The 24,501-nt window shown below is 64.7% G+C and carries 15 protein-coding genes; 4 read left to right on the forward strand and 11 right to left on the reverse strand.

What is annotated here, in order from left to right:
* Positions 1-24: 24 nt before the first annotated feature.
* From E8K79_RS04565 to E8K79_RS04585, 5 genes are all read right to left on the reverse strand, one after another.
* A complete protein-coding gene (locus E8K79_RS04565) occupies positions 25-225 on the reverse strand; it encodes a hypothetical protein (RefSeq protein ID WP_136513669.1) in 201 nt (66 codons plus the stop codon).
* 43 nt (positions 226-268) lie between these two features.
* The gene (gene trmFO, locus E8K79_RS04570; RefSeq protein ID WP_136513670.1) at positions 269-1,576 is read right to left on the reverse strand and encodes a methylenetetrahydrofolate--tRNA-(uracil(54)-C(5))-methyltransferase (FADH(2)-oxidizing) TrmFO; all 1,308 of its coding nucleotides are present in this window, start codon (positions 1,574-1,576) and stop codon (positions 269-271) included.
* A 247-nt stretch (positions 1,577-1,823) separates the two neighbouring features.
* Positions 1,824-4,163 carry a type I DNA topoisomerase gene (gene topA, locus E8K79_RS04575; RefSeq protein ID WP_136513671.1) on the reverse strand — a complete coding sequence of 780 codons (2,340 nt, stop codon included), beginning with the start codon at positions 4,161-4,163 and terminating at the stop codon, positions 1,824-1,826.
* Positions 4,164-4,188: 25 nt separating this feature from the next.
* Positions 4,189-5,268 carry a DNA-processing protein DprA gene (gene dprA, locus E8K79_RS04580; RefSeq protein WP_136513672.1) on the reverse strand — a complete coding sequence of 360 codons (1,080 nt, stop codon included), beginning with the start codon at positions 5,266-5,268 and terminating at the stop codon, positions 4,189-4,191.
* A 19-nt stretch (positions 5,269-5,287) separates the two neighbouring features.
* Complete coding sequence (locus E8K79_RS04585) at positions 5,288-6,289, reverse strand: LysM peptidoglycan-binding domain-containing protein (RefSeq protein ID WP_136513673.1); 1,002 nt, start codon at positions 6,287-6,289, stop codon at positions 5,288-5,290.
* Between the two features lie 633 nt (positions 6,290-6,922).
* Between E8K79_RS04585 and E8K79_RS04590 the strand changes: the two genes are divergently transcribed.
* Positions 6,923-8,161: a peptidase U32 family protein gene (locus tag E8K79_RS04590; protein ID WP_342782499.1), complete on the forward strand. Its 1,239-nt coding sequence runs from the start codon at positions 6,923-6,925 to the stop codon at positions 8,159-8,161.
* Here the strand turns inward: E8K79_RS04590 and E8K79_RS04595 are convergent.
* The 5 genes from E8K79_RS04595 to E8K79_RS04615 form a co-directional block, all read right to left on the reverse strand.
* On the reverse strand, positions 8,158-9,102 hold the full coding sequence (locus E8K79_RS04595) for a GGDEF domain-containing response regulator (RefSeq protein ID WP_135871512.1): 945 nt from the start codon (positions 9,100-9,102) through the stop codon (positions 8,158-8,160). The two genes, E8K79_RS04590 and E8K79_RS04595, sit on opposite strands and share 4 nt — an antisense overlap.
* 367 nt (positions 9,103-9,469) lie before the next feature.
* Positions 9,470-11,317, reverse strand: a complete 1,848-nt coding sequence (locus E8K79_RS04600) for a sensor histidine kinase (RefSeq protein WP_136513674.1) — start codon at positions 11,315-11,317, stop codon at positions 9,470-9,472.
* Complete coding sequence (locus E8K79_RS04605) at positions 11,314-12,555, reverse strand: hypothetical protein (protein ID WP_136513675.1); 1,242 nt, start codon at positions 12,553-12,555, stop codon at positions 11,314-11,316. The genes E8K79_RS04600 and E8K79_RS04605 overlap by 4 nt, the downstream gene beginning before the upstream one ends.
* A complete protein-coding gene (locus tag E8K79_RS04610) occupies positions 12,552-18,305 on the reverse strand; it encodes an OmpA family protein (RefSeq protein WP_198419770.1) in 5,754 nt (1,917 codons plus the stop codon). The genes E8K79_RS04605 and E8K79_RS04610 overlap by 4 nt, the downstream gene beginning before the upstream one ends.
* Positions 18,306-18,338: 33 nt before the next feature.
* Positions 18,339-19,601, reverse strand: a complete 1,263-nt coding sequence (locus tag E8K79_RS04615) for a COG1470 family protein (protein WP_246043713.1) — start codon at positions 19,599-19,601, stop codon at positions 18,339-18,341.
* Positions 19,602-19,764: 163 nt separating this feature from the next.
* On the opposite strand from E8K79_RS04615, the gene E8K79_RS04620 reads away from it, so the two are divergent.
* Together E8K79_RS04620 and E8K79_RS04625 are read left to right on the forward strand one after the other, a co-directional pair.
* Positions 19,765-20,004 carry a DUF4911 domain-containing protein gene (locus E8K79_RS04620; RefSeq protein WP_129126343.1) on the forward strand — a complete coding sequence of 80 codons (240 nt, stop codon included), beginning with the start codon at positions 19,765-19,767 and terminating at the stop codon, positions 20,002-20,004.
* Entirely contained in the window at positions 19,989-21,371 is a 1,383-nt protein-coding gene (locus tag E8K79_RS04625; protein ID WP_136513677.1) for a TldD/PmbA family protein, read from the forward strand. The genes E8K79_RS04620 and E8K79_RS04625 overlap by 16 nt, the downstream gene beginning before the upstream one ends.
* 40 nt (positions 21,372-21,411) lie before the next feature.
* Here E8K79_RS04625 and E8K79_RS04630 read toward each other — a convergent pair whose 3' ends face one another.
* On the reverse strand, positions 21,412-22,917 hold the full coding sequence (locus tag E8K79_RS04630) for a C13 family peptidase (protein WP_198419771.1): 1,506 nt from the start codon (positions 22,915-22,917) through the stop codon (positions 21,412-21,414).
* A 192-nt stretch (positions 22,918-23,109) separates the two neighbouring features.
* Here E8K79_RS04630 and E8K79_RS04635 point away from each other — a divergent pair, with 192 nt between their 5' ends.
* On the forward strand, positions 23,110-24,462 hold the full coding sequence (locus tag E8K79_RS04635; RefSeq protein ID WP_136513679.1) for a class II 3-deoxy-7-phosphoheptulonate synthase: 1,353 nt from the start codon (positions 23,110-23,112) through the stop codon (positions 24,460-24,462).
* The last annotated feature ends 39 nt before the right edge of the window (positions 24,463-24,501 follow it).

Raw genomic sequence — 24,501 nt, forward strand, 5'->3', positions numbered from 1 at the left:
GGCTGCTGGGCTGCCTGCGAATAATTATTCGCCTTTACGGCGGCGGCAGAGACGATAGACCAGAATGACGAGAAGGACAGCGGCGGCGCCCAGAGCGGTTCTTTTGTGGCTGCCGGTGGCTAGACCGTAGACGAGGGAGGCGACACCCATAACGAAGACCAGGGCCTCAAGGGACAAAAGCCTGCCGACCACGCTTATTTCCTGACTCTCCTTGTTTCCCGTCATGGCACCCTCCCCATCCCTCGCGGCGACTAGGCTATCACGACAGCTAGGCCGTCACCTCGGGAAGCCATTTCTCCAGCGCCTCAAGACCGCGCTGGGCCAGAAGACCGCGCTTTTCCTTCTTCTTTATGCGCCCAACCAGGGGCGGGAAAAGCCCGTAGTTCACGTTCATAGGTTGAAAGTGCTCGGCTTCGGTGTTGGTGATGTGTCGTGCCAGGGCGCCTATGGCTGTTTCGGCGGGAGGGACGATGAGCGTCTCTCCCAATACCAGGCGCGCGGCGTTGACGCCTGCCACGAAACCGCTCGAGGCGGACTCGACGTACCCTTCCACGCCCGTGATCTGCCCGGCGAAGAGGATCCTGGAATCCTCCTTCAACTGGCAGGTGGGGAGCAGAAGTTTCGGGGCGTTGATGAAGGTGTTGCGGTGCATGGAGCCAAGACGCAGGAACTGCGCGTTCTCGAGCCCCGGGATCATGCGGAAGATCCGCTTCTGCTCAGGCCAGGTGAGCTTCGTTTGGAAGCCGACCAGGTTGTACATGGTGGCCTCCATGTTCTCCTGGCGCAGCTGGATCACGGCGTAGGGCTCGACGCCGACGCGCGGGTCGACGAGCCCCACCGGCTTCATAGGTCCAAAGCGCAGCGTCTCGACGCCGCGGCTCGCCATCTCCTCGATCGGCATGCACCCTTCGAAGTGCACCACCTTCTCGAAGCTCTTCGGCTCCACCTTCTCGGCGGCAAGGATTTCCTGAACGAAATTTTTGTACTGCTCCTCGTCCATGGGGCAGTTCAGGTAGTCGTCGCCGTCCCCCTTGCCATAGCGCGAGGCGCGGAAGGCCCTGTCGTAGTCGATGGAATCGGCGGCGACGATGGGGGCGATGGCGTCGTAGAAGTAGAGGTAGTTACCGGTGAGGCGGCCGATCTCCTCGGCGAGCGCGCCGCCGGTAAGCGGCCCCGAGGCGACGATGACGATCCCCTCTTCCGGGATGCGGGTGATCTCCTCGTGCACCACCTCGATGTTCGGGTGGGACTCGATCTTTCTGGTCACGTACTCGGAGAAAAGCGTGCGGTCGACGGCGAGAGCACCGCCGGCGGGGACCTTGGTCGCTTCGGCGCCTTCCATGAAAAGGGTGTGCAGCCGGCGCATCTCCTCCTTCAAAAGCCCCACCGCGTTCTCGAGGGCGTCGCCGCGGAGCGAGTTGGAGCAGACCAGTTCGGAGAGGCCGGGGAGGTGGTGCGCCTCGGAATACTTGTGCGGTTTCATCTCGTAGAGGCGGACCTTCACGCCGCGATTCGCCGCCTGCCACGCTGCCTCACAACCGGCGAGACCGCCGCCTATAACCGTTACATGCTGCATTCAATTCTCCTAAAACCTTAAAAGCTTCAACGCAAAGACGCAAAGCCGCCAAGGCGCAAAGAAACCTTCTGGATGGAAACTGCAAAACCAAAGTCCAAAGGCTTGGAAAGGTCTTTCGGGTTTAACCCGTTTTTTCCCTTCGCGTCTCCGCGCCTTTGCGTCTTTGCGTTAATGCCTTTTGCTTCTGAAAATCAAAGCGGGGCCCGAAGACCCCGCACGAAAAACACGCTTTTACCGACTCCCTATCCTACTCCTTGTTGCTCTGGTAGTCGCACCCTTCCTTTGGACACTTAAGGAACTCGCCGGTGCGCTTGTACACCTTCTTCACCAGAAGCGGGAAGCCACACTTCGGACAGGGCTTTTGCACCGGCAGATCCCACAACGCGAACTTGCACTCGGGATACCGGTTGCACGAGTAGAAAAGCTTCCCGAAACGGGACTTCTTCTCGATCAGCTCTCCCTTGCCGCAGGCGGTGCAGGTGATGCCGGTCCCCTTGGGCTTCACCAAGGGCTGGATGTTCTTGCAGTTCGGATACGCGGAGCAGGCGAGGTACTTACCAAAACGCCCTTCCTTGATGAGCATCTTGCTGCCGCACTTGTCGCAGACTTCGTCGGAGACGACCGGCTCGGCCACCTCTCCGGTCTCCTTGTCGAGACGACGGATGTAACGGCACTCGGGATACCCGCTGCAGGCGAAGAACTTGCCGAACTTGCCGAGCTTCACGACGAGGGGCTTGCCGCACTCGGGGCAGACCTCGTCGGTCGCCTCGGTGGTCAGGTCGGACTTGCTCACCTCCCCTTCCTTAAGCTTCAGAAGGTTGATGAACGGCCCCCAGAACTCGTGCAGAAGCGGTCGCCACTGCTTCTCGCCGCGGGATACCATGTCGAGCTCTTCCTCGAGGTTTGCGGTGAAGTTGTAGTCGACGTATTGGTTGAAGTGGTTGGTCAAAAGATCCGAGACCACCATCCCGACGTCCTCGGGGAAGAAGCGCTTCTTGTCCAAGCGCGCGTACTTCCTCTCGGTGAGCGTGTTCATGATGGAGGCGTAAGTGGACGGACGCCCGATGCCGTACTCCTCCAGGGTCTTCACCAGGGTCGCCTCGGTGTAGCGCGGCGGCGGCTGGGTGAAGTGACGCTCGGGGAGCAGGTCGTTCAGCTTCAGGATGTCCCCCTCGGTCATCGGCGGGAGCATCCCTTCCTTCTCCTTGTCCTCCGCCTCGTCGTCCACACCCTCGATGTAGAGCTTCATGAAGCCGGCGAAGCGGATCACGGTGCCGGCGACGCGAAAACGGAAACCGGGGCCCGCGGTGATCTCGACGGAGGTCTGATCGAGGAGCGCCTCAGCCATCTGGCAGGCAACGGTCCTCTTCCAGATCAGGTCGTAGAGCTTGAACTGGTCCGAGGTGAGGAATTTCTTCAGCTCGATCGGAGTCTTGGAGATGTAGGTCGGACGGACCGCCTCGTGGGCCTCCTGGGCGTTCTTCGACTTGTTCTTGAAGAAGCGCGGCTTCTCAAGGGCGTACTCCTTGCCGTAGAGCGAGGTAATGACGCTCTTCGCCTCTTCGAGCGCCACGTTGGAGAGCGCCACGGAGTCGGTACGCATGTAGGTGATGAGACCCATGTGCCCGTCGCCGATGTCGATACCCTCGTAGAGCTTCTGGGCGGTAGACATGGTCTTCTTCGCGGAGAAGCCGAGCTTTCTCGCCGCCTCCTGCTGCAGGGTGGAGGTGGTGAACGGCGGCGACGGGGAGCGTTTCCGCTCGCTCTTGGTGACCTTGTCGACCCGGTATTCGGGGTCAACCGGTTTTTGCACCACGAGCGGCACACCCTTCTCGTCACTCTCCTGGAGCGGGAACTTGCGCCCACCCAGAAGCCCGAAGAGCCGGAAAGCTGCGTCCCGGTCGGGGATGTCGAACTTGGAGAGCTTCTTTCCTTCCGCCTCGACCAGCGCCGCGGTCAGCCCCTGCTTCTTGGCGGTCTCGAGCTTCGCACCGATGGTCCAGTACTCCTGCTCCTTGAAGGCCTGGATCTCCTTCTCGCGCTCGCAGATGAGCCTGAGTGCCACGGACTGGACGCGTCCGGCGGAGAGGCCGTAGCGGATCTTCTTCCAGAGAAACGGGGAGAGGGTGAAGCCGACCAGGTAATCGAGGATGGAGCGGGCCTGCTGGGCGTCGACCAGTTCGAGCGCGATATCGCGCGGGTTTTGCACCGCGTGCACGATGGCGTCTTTGGTGATCTCGTGGAAGACGACGCGCTTGATCTCGAAGGGGGGCTTCTTCTTGCCGTCGAGCCCCAGCGCCGCCAGCAGGTGCCATGAGATGGCCTCCCCCTCGCGGTCGGGGTCTGTTGCAAGCAGGAGCGCGGAGATACCCTTCATCTCCTTCTTGATGGCGTCGATGTGCTTCTTGCTTTCGGGGAGCACGGCATACTTCGGCTCGAAGTCGTGCTCAACGTCCACCGACCCTTGCTTGCTCGGGAGGGCGCGCACGTGACCGAAGGAGGCGAGCACCTTGTACTCGGGGCCGAGGAATTTTTCTATGGTCTTCGCCTTTGCGGGCGACTCGACGATGACGAGATTTTGAGACATGTAACCACCTGGTAACGGTAATGGTTCAGACCGGCGTGAAACGCTTGCCGGGGAGCTGGATTATCACTCCCTTCACTTCCAAGCGCAGTAAGGTAGCGGAAACCTCGCCGGCTGTCAACGCGCTCTGCGCGATGAGCTCGTCGATTTCAAGCACCCCCTGGCAGATGAGGGCGTAGAGTTCGGCCTCCTGCGGGGTTAGCGGGAACGACGGGGGATTTCCTTTGGGATGGGTGAAGCGGGGCTCGATGGAGAGTTCCTCAAGGATATCCTCCACCTGCTGCACCAGCTTCGCCCCCTCTTTGATCAGGGCATTGGCGCCGCGGCTGCCGTTCGCGGTGACGTTGCCGGGTACCGCGAACACCTCGCGCCCCTGCTCGAGCGCGTAGCGCGCCGTGATGAGCGACCCGCTCGCCTCCCCCGCCTCGACCACCACGACACCGCGCGACAGGGCGCTTATGATGCGGTTGCGGCTCGGGAAGTGCTCGGCCAGCGGCTCGCTCCCCATCGGGAACTCGGTGATGACCGCCCCGCTCTCGCAAAGGGTGCGGTACAGGACATCGTTCTCCGGGGGATAGATCACATCTATGCCGCTGCCAAGGACGGCGACGCTTCTTCCGCCCGCCTTGAGGGCACCCCAGTGGGCCGCGGTATCGATGCCGCGTGCCATGCCGCTAACCACCGTGATCCCCTGCCCGGCCAGTTCCCGTGCCAGAAGTGTTGCGGTGCTCTGCCCGTAATGCGAGGCGCGCCGGGAACCGACCACGGCTACCGCGGTCTCGCTGCCGTCCAGCTCCCCCATCACATAGAGGTAGGGGGGCGGGTCCGGGATCTCCATCAAAAGGCGCGGGTAGCGCCCGGAAAGGATGTCCACCACCTGCACCTTTTTCGCGGAAACCTTCTCGCACTCTGCCTGCGCAAAAGGGGCGAAGTCGTGCTCGACGATGGATGCGGCCGCGGCGGCACTCACCCCTTTCACGGCGACAAGCTCGCGGTACGGCGCCTTGAGCGCCGCCTCGGGCGAGCCGAAGTGCGCGAGGAGCCGCAGGAAGGTGACGTTTCCCACCAGGGGGACCGATTTCAGGGCGAACCAGTAGTAGTGATCCATGGGGTCACCCCCTTTGGCGTCACCTGCTCTTTTTCATCTCCACGCGGTCGCCGCGGTACACGGTGTCCACGCTCTTAACGATCACGGCGGTGGAGCTGTTCATCCCGGTGGAAACCACCACAAGCGCGCCGACAACCTCCACCGGGAGCTTATCGATCTTCACCTGGGTGTAGCGCTGGTCGGGCACCACGTCGCGCACGATGTAGAGCATGTTGCCGGGCTGCACCCCTTGCGCCTTGCCGAGATCGAGGAAGACCACGTCGTTCACGGCGAGGGCCTGGTTACCGGTCTGGGTCTGCACGATGTAGCCGGTGAGGTCGCGGTCGGCGGCTCTAAGCGGCACGGTCAGCTTGCGCTCCTGGTACGGCATCAGGAAGGAGCCGGCGCTGATCTCCAGGAACGATCTGGTGACGATCGCCTTTGAGGCCTTCTCCTCGACCTCTGAGAGCTGCAGCTCGCCAAGCGGCATCACCTGCTGGCCGAGGATCACGTTGGTGATCGGGTGGCTCACCGGACCGATCTTCTTGTAGATGAGGAAGCGGTCGCCGGGGTTGCCGCCGTTTACACGCCCGATATCGGTATAAACGATGTCGTCGGCACCGACCATCTCGCGGTTCTGGTACAGGGAGATGATGATGCCGGAGGGCTTCATCCCGTTCTCGATGAGAAAGCCTTCGCTGCCGTTCACTGCAAAGGTCGCAGCCTGGGGCTCCTCGCGCGGCTCCTGGGGCTTGGGCTGCTCCGCCTGCGGAGGTGCCGGGATAGGCTCGATCTCGATGCGGTCGGAGTAGATGCGCACCTTCTGCCCCGGGTAGATGAAATGCGGGTTGCCGACGGTCTGGTTGTTCGCCCAGAGGTTTGGCCAGTAGTAGGGATCTCTCAGGAAGCGCTGCGACAGCCCCCAGAGGGTGTCGCCGGGGACGATGGTGTAGATGGTGGGTTGTTCCTGCGCCGCCGCAAAGGGTGCGGTGGTGGTGAGGCAAATGAAGAGCAGTGCCGCCAGACCAAGGTATTTTCTCATAGGCTCCTTTAGGGGCGTGAACACCCCACCCTCCTACTCGGGCACGCGCGCCGCGAGGTCTTTGCAAATTGATACAACGGCTTCATGACAACAGGCGGTACAGGACGGCCGAATCATTCATTAGTACTTTGCCGTCTTTGAAAGGGTAACACGACCGGAGCGGACCGGTAAAACCGCGATGAGAGCGGGTCGGCAAGAGTGCCGTTTCCCGGCCTGAAGTGTGAGAGCCGAGAAAAATTTAACATAATTAAAGCGTTTTGCCTCGCAATGTCAAGAATAAAGACCTTTTGGGCAGCGGTGTACGGTTAGATCACCGTAGCTGCAAAATCCCCCCTCCCCTTGCGGGAGGGGGTACGGGGGTGGGGGAAGGCGCCATCATCATCTTGGCATGCGGCTTCACCACCCCCCCGGCCCCCTCCAGTCAAGGGAGGGGGAGAGGTGGAAACGGTCCGATTGAGGCTGACAGGACAATGCTGCCTTTTTGGGGGGTTCATTATCGCCGCGCTCTATGCTACGTTGTCCCGGTGCAGGACCGGCGCCAGGGCCGGCAGCCTCACAGATCCACAGGCAGGTACGGTCAAGGGAGTGAAGGTGACGCAAGAAGAACTGGGTAAGGTGACGTTGCAGAAGAAGATGCAAGGCGGCAGGACGGCGGGTGGGAGGATGAAGCCCGAGCTCCTCGCTCCGGCGGGGAACATGGAGAAGCTGAAGGTGGCGATCCGCTACGGCGCGGACGCGGTGTACCTCGGGGGAAAGGCCTTTGGTCTCAGAAACCTCGCGGGGAACTTCACCGGGGAGGAGCTCAAGGCGGGGGTAGCCTACGCGCACGCGCACGGCGTCAAGGTGTACCTCACCGTGAACGCCTTCGCCGACAACGCCGATCTGCCGGAGCTCGAGCACTACCTGGACGAGGTCGCCCACATCCCCTTCGACGCTTTCATCGCCGCCGACCCCGGTGTCGTGGCGCTCATCGCCGAGCGCCATCCCGGACGCGACATCCATCTTTCCACCCAGGCCAATACGACCAACTGGCGCTCCGCGCGCTTCTGGCAGTCCCAGGGGGTGACCCGGGTGAACCTCGCCCGCGAGATGTCCCTCAAGGAGATCGCCGAGACGGCCAGGCGCTGCGACATCGAGCTCGAGGTCTTCGTCCACGGCGCCATGTGCATCTCCTACTCGGGGCGTTGCCTCCTTTCGAGCGCCATGACCGGGCGCGACGCCAACAAGGGGGAATGCACCCAGCCCTGCCGCTGGAACTATTCCATCGTCGAGGAGACCCGCCCGGGCGAGTACTTCCCGATCCACGAGGACGAAAGCGGCACCTTCATCTTCAACTCGAAGGACCTCTGCCTGATCGAACACCTCCCGGCGCTCGTGGAGAGCGGGGTGCACTCGCTGAAGATCGAGGGGCGCATGAAGGGGATCTACTACGCGGCGAGCGTGATACGGATCTACCGGGAGGCGCTGGACCGCTACTGGGAGGACCCGGAGGGTTACCGGTTGGAGCCGCACTGGCTCGAGGAGCTCGCCAAGGTGAGCCACCGCGGCTACACCACCGGCTTTCTCTTCGGCAAGCCGCGCGACGTCGACCACGAGTACCTCTCCTGCTACGTGAGGAACTACGAGTTCGTGGCGCTCGTTGAGGAGGGCCTTTCCGAAGGGACGCAGGTGCTCGTGAGAAACCGCCTGAAGGTTGGCGACGTCCTCGAGCTGATCGGCCAGGGGGCGAGCTTCACCCGCTTCACCCTGACCGGGATGCGGGACCTAGAGGGGACGCCGCTCAGCGTGGCGCACGCGAACCAGCGCGTGGTCCTCGAAGGGGTGGCCGGCGCAGGAGAGTTCGACCTGATCCGGCGCGAGAAGATCGACTAGCCTCCCACCACCCTGTTGCGCCCTTCGTTCTTGGCCCGGTACAATAGCTGATCGGCACAAGACAAGAGCGCCGCCGCATCGGCGCCGTCTTCGGGGAACCCGGCGACGCCGATGCTCACCGTCACCCGCCCGAGCGGCTGGGTCTCTCCCCCCGCGAAAGGGTGTTCCGCCACCCGGCTGCGCAGATCCTCCGCAACGTTCAAGGCAAGCTCCTTGCCGGTCTCCGGAAGCAAAAGGACGAACTCCTCACCGCCGTAGCGCGCCGCCAGGTCGCACGCCCGCGTGTTCGCGGTCAGCAAACCGGCGAGCCCCTTCAGGAGACGGTCCCCCTCGGGGTGGCCGTGGGTGTCGTTGTAATGCTTGAAGTGGTCCACGTCGAAGAAGATGAGCGAGCAGCGCTTGTCGTAGCGTTTCGAGCGCGCCACCTCCTGGGCCAGCGACTCCTGGAAGTAGCGGTGGTTGTAGAGCGAGGTGAGGCCGTCGCGCACCGCCATCTCCTTCAAGGCCCGGTTCGCCTCCTGGAGTTCCTCGTTGGCGTGGGTCAACTGTTCTAGGAGCTCCCGGTTCTGCGCCACGAGGCGCGCCTTTTCCGCCGCGCGCCCCGCCACCGCCGAGATGAGGTCGAGGCTCTCGAACGGCTTCACCAGGTAGTCGTAGGCGCCGGCACGCAGTGCGGTGATAGCGGAATCCAGCGATGCATGGCTCGTCATGATCACCACCTGGGTGTCCGGGTTGTGCTCCTTGATCCTGGTCAAAAGCTCGATGCCGCTCATCCCCCCCATCCGGATGTCGGTGATCACGAGCTGGTGCGAGCCGGACCGAAACACCTCCAGCGCCTCCTCGCCGCTCGCCGCCTCGGATACCTTGAAGCCGTCGGCGGTCAGCACCTGGGACACCACGCTCCTCAGGGTCTCCTCGTCGTCAACAACCAGCAGATGCATGTCCGTCCTCCTCTACCGCGGTGTTGTGCTTTACAGCCCTACCCCTCAAGCAATGTTTACCCGGGAATTCCGGGTGTGGCGGGAAACGGTGTCCACGAAGCGTAGCAGGTGCCCATGCGCTCCCCCCTTTGCGAAGGGGGGACGGGGGGGATTTGCTTTTTGCTTCGAGACAGCCACGGTATTCCGCAGTCTCATTTGTTATCGAAGGCGAGCGCCAGTCAGAAAGAGCTTGTTGCTTAAACCAAGGCAAATCCCCCCTGCCCCCCCTTCGCAAAGGGGGGAACGTGATGCCATGCTCACTGCTCCGAGACTAAAGCACGGTGCGTCCCAGGAATTTCCTGAAGAACCTCCCGCAAAGGCGGCGGCTTTACGCTGCCTGTACTTGGGCGGGAAGGGTGATGATGAAGGTCGTACCCACACCCTCCTCACTTTCCAGGCGGATATCGCCGCCGTGATCCTTCACGATGCCGTAACTCACCGAGAGCCCGAGACCGGTCCCCTGCCCGGCGGGCTTCGTGGTAAAGAAGGGATCGAAGATCTTTTCCCTGATCTGCTGCGGTATGCCGGGACCGTCGTCGGCCACCCGGACTTCTACCCCGCCCGCGTCCAGGCGTTTCGCGCTCAGGCGCACGGTGCCGGCCGCCCCCCCCATGGCCTGCTGCGCGTTGATCATCAGGTTCATAAGCACCTGCTGCAGCTGGTTTGCGTTGCCGCGGCAAAGGGGGAGCCCCTCCTCCACCTCCTTTTCCACCTTCACGCTGTTGATCCCCAACTGGTGGTCCACGATGGCCAGGGCGTCGCTCAATACGAGGGCGATGTCCACGGCGGAGAACTCGACCTGCTCCTGGCGCGCGAACTTAAGTAGGTTCTCGATGATGGTCTTGCAGCGTTTGGTCTCCTTCTCGATGATGTGCAGGTTCTTCTCCAGCGGGTGCCCGCTCTCCACGCCGCGAAGCGAGAGCTGCGTGATGCCGAGGATTCCGGCGAGCGGGTTTTTCACCTCGTGGGCGATCCCGGCGCCGAGCGCGCCGAAGGCCGCCATCTTCTCCGACTGCACGAGCTGCCCATAAAGCTCCTTGAGCGCCTGCTCGCGCTGTTTGAGCTCGGTCGCCATCCGGTTGAAGGAGTCGCCGAGCGCGCCGATCTCGTCACCGGAGGAGGCCGGCACCTCCACCTCGAAGCGCCCCTGCCCCACCATGCGCGTAGCCTCGGAGAGCTTTTCGATCGGACGGGTGAGATGGTGCGACCAGAACTGGCTCAAAACCGCGGCCCCCACGAGCAGGACAAGGGAGAGGACGAGGAGGTCCAGTAACAGCGCGCGCGAGGTGAGAAAGGCGGCGCTCTTCTTGATCTGCACCCCCACGGTGAGCCCCCCGGACATGGTGCGGGAGAAACCTCCCACGATGGCGGCGCCCCGGCTTCCATACTCGCGGGTGAGCCCGGAGACGCGGCTCGCCTTTTTCACCCAGGGCCACCACTCCCCTTCAGGAACGCTCCCGATGCGCCGTGTCTCCGCGTGGGCGAGGAAGCGGCCGGAGGCGTCGACGACGAAGGTATCGAAGACCCTGGAGCGGGTGGCGATGCGCTGCAGCCGGTCGAGCCGGATCACGGCGGAGGTGAGTACCGGCTCGTCCCCGTCTGCCGCAGGTTCGGCGATGGTCACCTTCATGGCTGGAAAGGCGCGAGAGACCGCGGCGAACTCAACGACCGGCTCCCCTCCGCTCACCGGATCGCCCCCGGAGTCGCGGGGGGAAACGGCAGCCTCTTTCCCCTGGCTCCCTGATGAACGGTTTGCCGTGGCGGCGGGAGATGGCGCCAGTACGCGCAGCAAATCCTCCCGGGTCACGCCCACGGCATCGAGGGCCGCCTGGTCGTAGACGTCCTCGTCGCCGTCGGGGGCGCTGCGGGCCACCATGACGAACTCGCCGAACTCCTCGAAGAGACCCTTAAGCGCCTGTTCGCGCCCCCCCATCTCCCGGTCCGCCATGAGGCGCGAGAAGAGCTTCAGCTTCTCGGTGTATCCGGTCACCAAGGTCCCCGCCTCCTCGGCGCTGTGCAGCGCCATAGTCGAGGTGAGGTCGTGGATGTAGGCGGTCTTGTCCTTTTGGAACAGGGTCGCCATGGTAAAGGTGATCAGGCTCAGCACCACGGAGACGACGAGGAGCTGCGAGAGCAGGATCTTGAACCTGAGCGGGAACTTCAGTCTGGTTTTCATTTCACCTCCTCCCCTGCCTGTTTGCCGTACACGACCCGAGAGGCGTAGCTCGCGTTGCCGGTCTCATCCACCGCTTCGACCCGGACCAGGTTCACCCCGGCCTTCAGCGTGAGTTCGTGGCTGAAAGCGCCGGTCAGGGCTGTCCGTGCATCCGCGCCGTTCACGTAGACGCGCGAGCCGGGGCGGGAAGTTCCGGTAAGGCGGAACGCGCCGACCGTGGCGCTTTGCGGCGGGAAGTCGACGGCAAGCGGCGGTGCTTCGGTCTCCTGCAGGAGACGGCAGTTCCCGGGCCTGCTGAAACGTCCCTCGCGCCCCTCCTCGATACGGCTCACCCTCCAGTAGTAGTTCCCCGCGTCCAGGGTGCCTGCGGTCACCTCGGGTGCGGTCACCTTGAGGTCCATGACCGGCTTCTTGAAGCCGGGCTCCCTGGAGAGCTGGAAGTGGTACAGGGCGCTCCCCCCGGTCCAGTTGAAGCGGACCCTAGGGGGAAGCATGCGGAACCGGTATATGAGCTGGTCGTTTTTGAGCGCGGGGGGCGAAGGGAGCGGCAACGCCGGACCGGCCGCGACCCCGCGTCGAAGCGTAATGCCGTAGTTCGCTGGAACACGCACCGGGCCGTCCTCTCCTTCCACGTTCAGCTGTCCCGAGTAGACGACAAGGCTCGTGGCGTCATCGCCCAAGGGGGTAAAACGGAAACGGGACGAGCCTGGCCCCACCCGCGCCAGGTGCCCCACGGCAGCCACCTCCATGCGCACCTTCTTCGAGGCGGAGAGGCACCCCTGCAGCTCCCCTTCCACGTGCACCCGGTAGGCCCGCGCGGCGCCGCCCATCCCCTCGTTCAGGCGGGTGACGACGAGCATGGAGTTGCTTCCCAAAGTGAGGTAGTCGCCGGGGGTGAAGGAGATGGTGGCCCCGGAGCGGTCGAAGGTCTGCACCGCGTCGTGGTTGAAAAGTAGCATCCCTTCCCGCGCGTCCCCCCACGCGACCGAGTCGCCGGGCCGGCAGCGCACGTCCCGCACCAGGGTGGTTAGGGCCGCCTCTGCGCTCCTCGCCCCACCCTGCCGGGACGCGGGTTTAACGCCCGACTCTCCCACGAGCTCGCGCAGGGGGGTGCCGGAGGGGAAGACGGCGTAGAGAAGGAGCATGAAAAGCCAGAAGATCGCGAGCACGAGGAGAAGCGCCGCGCTGGTCTCGGCGGCTAGCGTCGCCCATTTACGAAGAGGGGAACCGGCACTCACTTTTTCACCTCCTCGCGCAGCGTCTCCTTCTCGGAGCGCAGGCGCAGGTTCAAAAGCTTCGAGCACCCCGACCCGTTTCTGAGCACGACCCCCATGACGCGATCGCCGCTTCGTACCGGCAGGTCGAGGGCGAAGGAGCCCGCGCCATCGACCGGAACCTGAGCGCCGTCCACTTCGAGCCGTTCACCTGCGCCGACGGCACCCAGAAGGCGGCACCCGACCGCGCCGTCCGGACCGACGCTCACCCCGGAGGCGGAGCCCCCGAAGGGAACGACGACGGGACCGGCGGGGTGCGCGAGGGTGAGAGCCGGAAGCGGCAGCGCGGTGGCGAGGTAGCGCCCCTGTGCGTCCCCCATCTCGATCTGCAGCCGCTCGGTGGCGCCGGGAAGCGAGGTCTCGAAGCGCCCGAAGCCGTCCACGGGGAGGTCGCGCCCGTTGATCACCGCGAAGGGGCGGGTGCGATAGCGGTCGTCCGGCGCCACTTCCTTCACCTGCCGGAAGTCCCCCTTCAGCTCGACGCGGCGGTTAAGCCTGCGGCCGGGGGTGGTCGTGTTGTCGGCCACCGGGCGCGACTTGCCGTACCAGCGCCTTAAAAGCCGCTGCGGGTCGATCCCTTCCACCCGGACCAGGTAATCCGCCGCCGAGTCGCACCGCTTGCGCGAGAGCTCGACGTTATAGGGGACGCTGCCGATGCCGTCGGTGTGTCCCTCGACGATCACCTTCTCGCGCGGGCGCTCGCGCAAAACGCGCGCCGCGCCGCTTAGGAGCCTTTTCGCCTCGGGGGTGAGCGCCCACTTGTCGAATACGAAAGCGCCGCCGGCCAGGGTGAGGAGCACCACCTCGTTGCGGTTCACCCCGAAGAGCTCGCGGCCGGTCCTGAAGACGGAGCCGTCCCGGTAGGTGACCTGGAGCTGCCCCTGGTAGATCTCCCCCTCGACCACCTCATTGCGGTCGGTCTCCCCGTCCCACGCGACCCGCGGCGGCGGAGCGCCGACCCCGGTGAAGGCGCGCAGCACCTCCCCTTCCCGGTTCATCATGACGAGGTGCCACGAGGCGACCTCATCCGCCGCTTCCACGGTCATCAGCAGCCCGAGCGGCACGGCGAACTTGCCACCTTTTAGTTCCAGCGAGGCGAGGCGCTCGCGGGTCAGAGTGACCGCGGTGGAGGGAAGGCGCGCCGGCGAGCCGTTCACGAGCAGGGTGAAGAGTTCCGCGCTCCCGGAAACGGCAAGAGGCTCGTCGATCCGCTCCAGGGTGACCAGCATGGCGGGGATGATTTTCGGCTCGGGCACCGGCACCGGTTGCAACGCGACCGGTTCGGGTGCCGGGGGCGGGGGCGGAAGCGGCGTAACGCGGGCCTCGGCGCTCTCGAACATATCCTCGTCGAACTTCACCTTGATCCCGACGAAGGGGCCCTGCCCCTGGTAGCTCTCGCCGGTCAGGTCGCGGTCGTCCAGGCGCGCGTAGTTGTACCCCGCGGAGAGGACCACGTTACGGTAGACCCGGTAGCCGGCGCTCCCGACCGCGCCCAGGGAGTGCATCCCGGCGTCGTACTGGTTCAAGAGCTTCAGGTAGGCGGAGAGCTCCCAGCGCTCGGCGAGGTCGTAGGAGAGACCGGCGAGGATGAGGTCTGTGTAGGTGCCGAGCCGCCCTCCGGTCCCCTCGGACCAGTTCAGTTTCCCGGCGTATTTCCCCTGGGCGGTCCACCGGCTCACCAGGCGATAGGTGGGCTCGGCGGAGAGGATGAGGCTGCGGTTGTCCGGGGCGCCGCTCAGGGTGCCGCGTTTCTCGACCTTGTAACGCAGGAGGGTGAGGAGCTGCCACGGATTGCCGCCGGGGGGGCGGAAGGCGCCACCTATATAGCTGTCGACGACGAGGTCGTTCCCCGTGTCGGCGTCGCGGTCCCAGAGGGAGGCCTTGCCGACCAGGGTGAGCGCGGGGCTCACCTTGAAGGCGGCATAGGCGCCGTAAAGGGAAGCAGTCTCCTCGGGGCCGGTCCGGATCTCGTAGCGGCCGGTCAGCTTCACATCCTTTGCGCGCAGGTATTCGCCCGCCATGGTGAAGGCGGTACGGGTGCCGTTGTTCCCCTGCACCGTCTGCACCCTTTCGAAGGTGGAGTTGACGAAGAGCCCCTGCGCCAGGCGGTAGCGGCTGTTCAGGCCGAGGATCGCCTGGCCGCGCTCCCCGGAGAGGGAGTTCTCGACCTGGTAGCCGGTGCGCGAGTCGAGGCTGAAGCCTTCCTTCTCCATGAGTTTTGTGTGCAGGTCGACGTTTTCCTGCTCGGTGCTCCCGGCGACCCCGCTGGAGAGGCGGTAGCCGGTGGTGAGGCGCATCCGATCGTTGAGCGTGCTGTCGAGCCCGAAGACGGTGGCGTTGCGCACCAGGGGGGAGCCCTCCTGGTACTCCTCGGTCAAAAAGGCGCGGGTCCGTTCGTTCAGCCGGTAGTCGAGTTTCAGGAAGGTCTTCGTCTGGTACTCGGCGATGCTCGAGGAGGAGAGGAGCTGTTCGCGCCTGAGCGTCGCATCGAGCTTCGGGCTCAGGGGGGCCTTGATCCCGGCCCAGACGAGGTCGGAGGAGCCTTCCTTGCCGTCGATATCCTCGCGGATGATTTTCACCCCCGCGTCCGCGTCCAGGAGGGAGAACCTGCGTGAGGCGCCGATCACGTTGCCGAAGAGCTTGCGGTCGCGCAACTCATCGCGCTGCACGAAGCTCTCCGCGTAAAGGCGCGTGTTGCGTGCGGCGCGGTAGTCCAGGCGGCCGCCGAACTTCTCGGTCCCGGTCTCGTTACCGCTCATGAAGGGGTTGAAGAAATCGGCTTCAACCTTTCGGTAATAAAGGGCAAGCACAAGCGGCTCGACGGGGCGCAGGGTGAGGTCAGCCTTCCAGGCGCTTCCCCTTCCCTTCTCGAGGCTCTCGCTCACCGCCCCTTCCCCTTTCAGGGAAAGCCACTCCCCCAGGCGCCACCCCGCGTCGAGGCCGAAGAGGGTGGTGTCCTTCAGGGCGTGTTCCTCGACTACCGCGGTGCCACCCAGGTAGGAGCCATTCCCCGAATCAAGAAGGGCACGGCCGCCGTAGACGTAGTGCTTCTCGCCTCCCCCGGAGGCCTGGTAGGTGACCACGATGGAGACCTGGTTAAGGTTCTGGTCCAGCGAGGGGACCGGCTCCTTGAAGAGGATGGTGCCAGCCAGGTAGTCGATGGAGTAGTCGGCGTAGCGGAGCTTCTCGGTGATGGAGATGACACGTTCGGAGTGGTAGCGGTCGCGAACCTCGATGCGCACCCGCTCGCTGTTTTCAAAGACCGGCCTTTTGGAGAGGAGGTAATGGCCGGAGGTGCCGTTACCGGGGATGTCATCGCGGATGATGGCCTCCTCGGTACGGCTTTCGAACCCCTTCACGGTGAGGTGATTGCGGTTAACCTCGAACTTCGCGCCGTTCAGGGCGCGGTCATAGCGGGAGAACTCGTTTTCCGAGAGGTCGGTGCGGTAGTCCCCGCCCATTATGTAGGAGCGTCCCGACTCGAGTTTCAGGTATAGCTTGCCGCGCGACTGCGCGTCGTAGCCGATGTCGGTGGCGTCGCCGTAGACCGGGTAGTACTTCTCCGGGTCGATGCTCTGGAAGACGCCGTCGCGCCGCTCCTTGTGCGAGTCGTAGGCGGCGGTGAAGAGGTATTTGTCGAGGAGTTTGCCGCGGGTGAAGAAGGCGAGGCGCTCCTCGTGAAAGAGCCCCGCGTCGAAGCGATCGTCCTTGCTGATGTTTGCCTGGTTGCCGCTGCTCGCCTTGGCACCGACGGTCGCGGTCCCGAGGCCGACGAGGATCCAGTCGCGCCGTTCGTTGGCGGCCAGGGGGGGAGCCGGGGTGTTAGCCGGGGTGTTAGCCGGGGTGTTAGCCGGGGTGTTAGCCGGGTTTGGGGCGGCCATGGTCGGACCAGTCGGACCAGTCGGACCAGTCGGACGGGCCGCCTGAGCTGCACCGGCCCCAGTTCCGGCAGCCCCGGCTCCGGCAGCTCCGGCAGCCCCGGCTCCGGCAGCTCCGGCAGCTCCGGCAGTGCCGGTCGGCACCAGCGCAAAATCACCCCGCGCCGGACCGCCGAAGGGGACCGTCACGAACTGGCTCCACCCCACCCCGGCAAAGGCGGTGTTGTAAGGCACCGACTTGAGCCCAGCCCCAAGGGTGCTCCGGTCGATCTTCAGCACGTGATCGCCCGCAGATACGCCGGTGAAACTGTAGTTACCTTCGGCGTCGCTCCAGACGTACGAGCCGTCCTCCAGGTAGATGCGCACCCGGGGCTCTCCCGGCTCGCCGGGATCGGGGACGCCGTTGCCGTTGTGGTCCCTGAAGATCCTTCCCAGAATCACCGCCTTGTCCCCGAGGATGGACGGACGCACCTTCACGGCGGCGCTCGCCGGGGGTGAGACGCTGCTGCTCCCGGCGGCGGTCACGCCGGAGGCGCGCGCCCAGTTAACGCTCGTCCCCACCAGCACCTCGGCGGAGAGCACGAGCCTATAGTTCAGGGTCTTCCCGGCTCCCGGGGCGAGCGCCCCGATATCCCAGGTGAGCTGCTGCGAGGCACCTACCGGATCTGCGACGGAGAAGCCATCGACATGGCTCGAGCCCTTCAGGTAACGGAACCCCTTGGGGATCCGGTCGCTAACCGTCACGTGCTCCAGCGCGGCCGCGCCTACGTTTTCCACCCGCACCGCGTAGGCAACGATGTCTCCCGCCTCGGCTACGCTGCTCCCGGCCTTTTTCGCGACCAGCAGGGCGCGCGCGAGCACCGTGTTGAAGGTGCTGTTGGTGAGGGTCGGCGTGGGGTTTATGCTGCTGGTGACACCGGCCGTGTTGACGATGGTGGCGTTTCCCTGGGCGTCCGAACGCACCACGGCGTCAAAGGCGAGCGCTCCGCTGAAACCGGCGGGAAGCTCGGGTATGTCGTAGATGAGCGAGCGGCTGGCGGCGTCGTAGCGAACCGTCCCGGAAAGGCCGGCGGGAAAGAGGGCGCTCCCCTCCTGGTACTCGAGCAGCGGATCGAGCGGGTCGATGACGCGCACCCCGGACACAGGTGCGGAGCCCGCGTTGGCAAGCGTGATCCGGTAGGAAAGAAGTGTCCCGGGAAGGACGGCGCCCGCAGGGGTCACCGACTTCAGGAAGGACAGCCCTCCCGGAAAGGGGACCTGCACCTGGTCGTTCGTACTGCTCGAGCGTGCGGGAGTCGCGACCGAGGATGCGGTGACCAGTATGGCGGCGACCTTCCCTTCGCTCCCGGCAGGGGGCGTAACCCTGAGCAGCAGTTCCACCGAGCCGCCTGCTGGAACCGGGCCGAGCACCTGGACGCCCTCGGCGTTGGTGGGAACGGGGGTCACCCCGTCGGGGAGGTAGAAGCGCAGCTTGGGGAGGGAAACCGTCTCCCCCCAGCTCCCCTGGAGGGTCGCTTTCAACTGGAAACTGTCGGAGAAATTCCCCTTGTTGGTGAGGGTGTGCGCGAAATCGACGGGAACGCCCGCCGGGGTGGTGGCGTTTCGGGGGGGGACCAGGTCCGGGGCGGCCAGATCCTTCACCGTGATCACGGTCTGGTTGGAACGCGCCTGGCGGGAGACCGGAGCCGCATAACGGGCGCCGAAATCGTGGGTGATCACCGTGCCGGACGGGGTCAGCGCGAGAGAGACGCAAGGCATGGCGAGCAGAAGCGCCAAGACCGCAAGGCACGCCCGGATTGTCCCCCCTCCAATGTACCGCCACGCCGGGATCTTCATCGGTATCCCCGATCAATGCATTATTTAATTTATCTATTGCACCTGCGCCTTGAAGAATATGTACACCGTCCTGCCGGGGGCGATGCTTCCTCCTGCCTTATCCCCCGCACCCTGGCCGATGAGGGCCATGATGCTCCCTTCCTGGATGCTGGCGACGCCGCATTCGGCGGCGGTGCAAGATGGCCCCTCCCCGGCAGGTGCAAACGAGACGAAGAGGGTGTCGGCAGCGACGGAAAGCCCCGCCGGGATCGGGCTTTCCAGGTTCACTTTCGTAGCAGGCGCGGAGCCGCTATTGGTGATCCCCATCCGGTACTGGATCTCGTCGCCGGGAATCGCTTCAGCGCTCGCCTCGAAGACGCCCCCTCTGGTGAGGTTGCGCACCGCTTCGGCAAGCCCTACTACCGGGGCGGCCGCCCTGGTCCCCACCTGATCGCTGCCGCTTGCCCCCTCACCGGTTGCGGCAAGGAGATGGTCGCAGCGCGCCCCGTCGCTGCTGGTTTCCGGGACGGTGACCACCAGGAAGAAACGGAAGGACGCACCGGGTGCGAGTGTCCCGGTAGTCGCACAACTGCGCGTTTCACCGGGCTGGCGCACACCGTCCCCGGCGATACCACCGCCAGCCCCGTCGTCGGCGAAGAGCTCTCCTTTCCACCCGCTGCCGCCGCTCACGCCAAGGACGAAGCTGTTCGCCGTGTTGCCGACGTTGGTGACGGTGTACGGGTAGTTCACCACGGTGCCGGGAGCGCCCACGCCGTCCGGGGGGGCGGAAACGGTAACCGCGGCGGTCTGTCCGCAGGCGACGGTCTCGGTCTTCACTTGGTCCACGGCGAGCGCGTCGCGCGTGGAGACCGCGGTGAGGGGGACGCGGTAACTGGCACCCAGGGTGAAGAGAACGGGGGCCACCTGGACCATGAGCAGGGTCGAACCTCCGGGAGGGAGCTCCGGGGTGAGGTAGCCCGCGCCCGAGATGGCGGCGGCGCGGTCCACACCACCGGGATCGGTGTAGCTGACCGTAAAGGCACTGCCGCTGCCGGGCCCGGTGACGAGGAAGCGGTCCGGCTGGTCTCCCGCGTTCACAAGCAGCACGGCAAAACGCGCCGGGATTCCCGAGTAGGCGGCCTGCGACCGCGACTGCAGGGTCGCACTCCCCTCGTAGATGCCTCCCCCCAGGTACGACGCATCGGACTCGCCGGCAAGCCGGACCATGAGGTCGGGCTGGTACGCCGCGAAGGCCGCGTTTCCCATGAAGAGCAGAATAACGGGAACGTAACGCAGCCACGATAGCAGTCGTATCAAAGGGTTACGCACGTTGCGATATTTATTAATTTCAATTAATTTCATAACCATGAAAAAATAACAGAGGATCGGCGTGAGGCAACCGGGGAAAGAAAAATTGTCTTTTGTGCGTCCGGATGGTATGAACGAAGGCCGGACGCGAAGGCGTCCGAGGGGGGAAAAGATGGAAACCGCAAGCCGTTACTACCAGTTGGCCAACCGCGACATCGTCTACATGAAGTACATCCTTGAGGCGCACGAGGGGCTCACTACAATGAGCACCGTCGACGGCAAGCGCGGCATCGTCCGGGTTAACTACCCGGTATGTTTCGCCGAAACGGTGGACGAGATGATGCGGGCCTTGGCCGGGGAGATCACGGTGACCGAGGTGACCGAGGAGGGGGAGCCATGCTCGAAGGGATAGACTGCGCGGCGCTTCTGAAACGCGCCCTCGCCGCCGGTGGTGAGTTTGCCGACATCTACTACGAGGACGGCGTCTACACGAATATAGCCTGCGAGGACGGCAAGGTGGAGCGCGTGCTGGCGGCTGCTGACCGCGGCGTCGGCATCAGGGTCATCTCCGGCTTCTCCACCGCCTACGCCTACACGAACCAGCTCGACTACCGCTCGCTTTTGCAACTGGCGGAGACGGTGAGCCATGGCGTCCGTTCCGGGCTCCCCGCCCCTGATTTCAACCTCTGCGCGCCGCGCCGCGCGCCGGGACAGGCCGTTTCGCTCCCGCCGGTCCAGGTGGAGCTCGCGCGCAAGGTCGAACTGGTGAACCGGGCCGACGCCGCCGCGCGCGGCTTCGATGCGCGCGTGCGCCAGGTGCTGGCGGTGTACCGCGATTCCCGGGTGAAGACCCAGTCGGTGAACTCCCTCGGTGAGTTCCACGAGGACGACGCCTGCGCCTCCGTCTTCATGGTGCAGGTGGTGGCCCGGGACGGGAAAGAGACCCAGACCGGGTACGAGCCGGTTGGCGGGACCCGCGGCTTCGAGCTCTTCGACGCCGTCTCGCCCGAGGAGCTAGCACTCACCGCGGCAGGACGCAGCGTGATGATGCTCGGCGCGCGCAAGTCCCCCGCCGGACGGCTGCCGGTGGTCCTTTCCAGCGAGGCGGGCGGTACCATGGTGCACGAGGCGATCGGGCACGGACTCGAGGCGGACTTGGTGCAGGCCGGCACCTCGGTCTACCGCGGTCGCGTGGGGGAAAAGGTCGCCTCCGAGCTCATCACCGTGGTCGACGACGCCACCATCCCCTACGCGCGCGGCACCTTCGGCTTCGACGGCGAAGGGACGCCGGGGCAGCGCACCGTCCTGGTGGAAAACGGGGTATTGAAGGGGTATCTCTACGACCGGCTCTCGGCGATGAAGGAGGGATGCACCTCCACCGGCAACGGGCGGCGCGAGTCGTACCGCAGCCGTCCCATCGTGCGCATGACCAACACCCTCATCGCACCGGGCAAGAGCCATCCTGCCGACATCGTTAAAAGCGTATCCAGTGGGCTCTTCGTCAAACGGATGGGGGGCGGTCAGGTCAACACGGTGAACGGCGACTTCGTCTTCGAGGTGTCGGAAGGGTACCTGGTGGAGAACGGGGTGATAGGCGAACCGGTGCGCGGGGCGACGCTGGCGGGTAACGGCCCGGAGGTCCTAGGCCAGATCGGCATGGTGGGCAACGACCTCGGTTTCGGCATCGGCACCTGCGGCAAGGACGGCCAGGGGGTCCCGGTCGCCGACGCGCAGCCCACCCTGCTCATCCCGGCCATCACCGTCGGCGGCGCGCGCTAGCGCCGCCGTCGCGGCCTGACCGCAGGGGGGGCCGCCCCTCTTACCTCGAGCCACTCCCTCCGCGCTCAAGTTCCTTTTGAAGCCTCTCCAGAACCGGCAGGACCCGGTCGCCGATCCATATCTGCGGGTTCGACGGGGTCTCCCCCCTCTCCTCTTCCCACTTCCCGATGGTTTCCCTGCTTTTCTCGAAGGCCTTGGTGAAGCTGAAGGTCTCCTTCAGCGCTTGGCCTACGAAGGCCTCGCCGAACCAGGTGAAGTTCTCCCCGAAGCCGCAGCCAAACGATTCGTGCGTCGCGTCCGACGCGGTGATGACGAGGCTCCCAGCGTCCTTGAGCGGATCGACGAAGCCCCCGGAAAAGCAGGCTGAAACCACGACCACCTTGTAACGGATGCCTGATTTGACGAGCAGCCGCTTCAGGAGCTCCGGGGTGACCTGCTTCAGCTCAAGGGGGGAGTTGCTGACGGCGAGCTCGTGGTCCCGCGAGCCGTGCGAGCTCAGGTAGAGGAAAAGGACGTCCTCGTCGCGGTTCATCACCTCGCCCACCCGCGCGAGGGCGCGTTCGAGGTTCCCGACCGTGGCGAAGGGAAGCGCGGTTGCGCTCTGCGGGTTGTTCACCAGGAGCACCGAGCGCCCGGCCGTGCCGAAGCGTGCGTCGAAGGTCTGGCGTGCCACGGTCAGCTCCTTCAGGAAAACGTCCTGCGAGGCGTCGCCGGCAAAGCCCACGAAGTAAAGGTCCGGAACGCCGGGGCGGCCGGGACGCAAGCGGGAAAGTTCACCATCCAGAAGCCTTTGCTGCGCACTCAGCACCTCGTCGTCGATGGTGAGTGCGCCGCTTTCGTTCCCACCCTCGCCGCTCGCCCAAAGGTCGCCGCGCTGGAAAAAACACAAAGGGGCTGCCACCAGGGCGAGATACAGCAAAGCGATGCCGATACGGCGTGAGAAATTGCGCGTTTTAAGGCGCAGGAGAAAAACGAGAGCCGCCGCGACCCACCACCCGAAGAAGCGGTAGTAATGGGGCGCTGAGAGGTAATCAGAGATGACTTCGAAGCGCCGCCACTGAGCGAGCCACTCCAGTGCGCCGTGGCAGAGCTCAACCGGGATGCTGAAGGCGACCAGCGCCGCCGCGAGGGGGACGACTCCTGCCCCGGGTGCGAGAAGCCGCTGGGCCGCGACCCCGAAGAAGAGAAAAAGCGGCAGGTAAAAGAGGAAGTACGGCAGCGAGTTCGCGTAGAAGCTGCCGCTTCTCCCAACCAGCAGGAAGGAGACCAGCAGGTTGAAGGCGAGGTCGGCCAAAACCAGCATGACGAGGTTGCCGGGTAGGGCTCTGAGCGTCTCCAGTTCGCTGCGCAGAAAGAGCACGCAGCGCACCCCGTCCAGGAGGTCGCGGCCAAGCTGCGCGAAAAGCGCACGACGCGGCGCGGGCTCCGGGCGCCGCAGCGGGAGGCCGGTCTCCTCCACCCCGCCGGCAGTCGCCGCGGCGTCGTCGACCGGGGCGTCAGGACGGTCCGTATCCGTTACAGGCGCTGTTTCGGGCACCTTATGCATGTCAGGTTCATTGGGCATGGTCGAGCATCATATCATGAAGACGCAGCTTTGGAAGAGTGTTTAAGCTGGCTTTACTTGATTTTATTAACTTTTTTGTTTTTCAATCGCTTCAATCCTGCTACCATTGCCCTCTGCCGGTACGTATAACCGCGCCGACCAACCACTTCCCACAGCTTTAGCGAGGTTTCCACCATGACGATCAACAAATGGTCCAAGTCGAGCTGGCGTTCCTTTCCCGCCAAACAGCAGCCGGTATGGCCGGGAGAAGCGGCGCTGGACGACACGCTGAAGACGCTGTCCCAGCTCCCGCCGCTGGTTTTCGCCGGGGAGTGCCAGACCCTCCGGGCGGGGCTCGCCGAAGCGGTCGAGGGGAAGGCGTTCGTGCTGCAGTGCGGAGACTGCGCCGAAGACTTCTCGCGTTGCACCGGGCCGGACATAAGAGAGCTTCTGAAGGTCATCCTGCAGATGGCGGTCGTCGTCGCCTACGCGGGGGAGAAGCGCGTCCTCAAGATAGGGAGGATGGCGGGACAGTACGCAAAGCCCCGTTCTTCCGACACGGAGCTCGTGAACGGTGTGGAACTCCCAAGCTACCGCGGGGACATGGTGAACCTCCCTGACGCGACGCTGGAGGCGAGGACCCCCGACCCGCGCCGCATGCTGGAAGGCTACTACCGCGCCGCGGCGACCCTCAACCTGGTCCGCTCCTTCACCCTTGGTGGCTACGCCGCCCTGGACCGTGTGCAGGCGTGGCACCGCGCCTCGCTCGACGCCCTTCCCGCCGGGCAGAAGTACGAGGACCTGGTGCGCCAGATCTGGAAGACCATCAACTTCATGACCGCGATCGGCCTCGACCCGCAGCACACCCCGCAGTTGAACCAGGTCACCCTGTACACCTCGCACGAGGCGCTCCTGCTCGATTACGAGGAGGCGCTCACCCGCATGGATTCCACCACCGGCGGCTGGTACGACTGCAGCGGTCACATGCTCTGGATCGGCGACCGCACCCGGCAGCTAGAAGGGGCGCACGTCGAGTTCCTGCGCGGCGTGAAAAACCCGCTCGGCATGAAGATCGGCCCGAACTACGACATCGACAACATCAAGGCAATCGTGGAACGGCTGAACCCGGAGAACGAGGCGGGGCGCCTCACCCTGATCACCCGTTTCGGGGCGGACAAGGTTTCCGGCTACCTCCCGAAGCTTTTGCGCGAGATGCAGCGCGAGGGGTACAAGGTGGTCTGGAGCTGCGACCCGATGCACGGCAACACCTACCAGAACGAGTTCGGGCAGAAGTCGAGGAAGTTCGAGGACATTATCCGGGAGATCAAGACCTTCTGGGAGATCCACAAGTCCGAAGGGACCGTGGCTGGGGGCGTGCACCTGGAGCTCACCGGCGACCACGTCACCGAGTGTACCGGCGGCAGCCGGCAGCTCCTCGACAAGCACCTGCACCAGAACTACCAGACCAACTGCGACCCGCGCCTGAACGCGGAACAAAGCGTCGAGCTCGCCTTCGAGCTCGCCGAGATGCTGCACCCCTGCAAGTAGCGCGATACCGGGGAGGGGGTACGGGAACGCCCCCCTCTC

This window comes from Geomonas edaphica (assembly GCF_004917075.1).
In the GTDB taxonomy this organism is placed as follows: Bacteria; Desulfobacterota; Desulfuromonadia; order Geobacterales; family Geobacteraceae; genus Geomonas; species Geomonas edaphica.

What these genes read in the sequence shown, in the direction of transcription:
- E8K79_RS04565 (WP_136513669.1), bottom strand. Translation starts at nt 225, where the DNA reads ATGACGGGAAACAAGGAGAGTCAGGAAATAAGCGTGGTCGGCAGGCTT.
- trmFO (WP_136513670.1), bottom strand. Translation starts at nt 1,576, where the DNA reads ATGCAGCATGTAACGGTTATAGGCGGCGGTCTCGCCGGTTGTGAGGCA.
- topA (WP_136513671.1), bottom strand. Translation starts at nt 4,163, where the DNA reads ATGTCTCAAAATCTCGTCATCGTCGAGTCGCCCGCAAAGGCGAAGACC.
- dprA (WP_136513672.1), bottom strand. Translation starts at nt 5,268, where the DNA reads ATGGATCACTACTACTGGTTCGCCCTGAAATCGGTCCCCCTGGTGGGA.
- E8K79_RS04585 (WP_136513673.1), bottom strand. Translation starts at nt 6,289, where the DNA reads ATGAGAAAATACCTTGGTCTGGCGGCACTGCTCTTCATTTGCCTCACC.
- E8K79_RS04590 (WP_342782499.1), top strand. Translation starts at nt 6,923, where the DNA reads ATGCAAGGCGGCAGGACGGCGGGTGGGAGGATGAAGCCCGAGCTCCTC.
- E8K79_RS04595 (WP_135871512.1), bottom strand. Translation starts at nt 9,102, where the DNA reads ATGCATCTGCTGGTTGTTGACGACGAGGAGACCCTGAGGAGCGTGGTG.
- E8K79_RS04600 (WP_136513674.1), bottom strand. Translation starts at nt 11,317, where the DNA reads ATGAAAACCAGACTGAAGTTCCCGCTCAGGTTCAAGATCCTGCTCTCG.
- E8K79_RS04610 (WP_198419770.1), bottom strand. Translation starts at nt 18,305, where the DNA reads ATGAAGATCCCGGCGTGGCGGTACATTGGAGGGGGGACAATCCGGGCG.
- E8K79_RS04620 (WP_129126343.1), top strand. Translation starts at nt 19,765, where the DNA reads ATGGAAACCGCAAGCCGTTACTACCAGTTGGCCAACCGCGACATCGTC.
- E8K79_RS04625 (WP_136513677.1), top strand. Translation starts at nt 19,989, where the DNA reads ATGCTCGAAGGGATAGACTGCGCGGCGCTTCTGAAACGCGCCCTCGCC.
- E8K79_RS04630 (WP_198419771.1), bottom strand. Translation starts at nt 22,917, where the DNA reads ATGCATAAGGTGCCCGAAACAGCGCCTGTAACGGATACGGACCGTCCT.
- E8K79_RS04635 (WP_136513679.1), top strand. Translation starts at nt 23,110, where the DNA reads ATGACGATCAACAAATGGTCCAAGTCGAGCTGGCGTTCCTTTCCCGCC.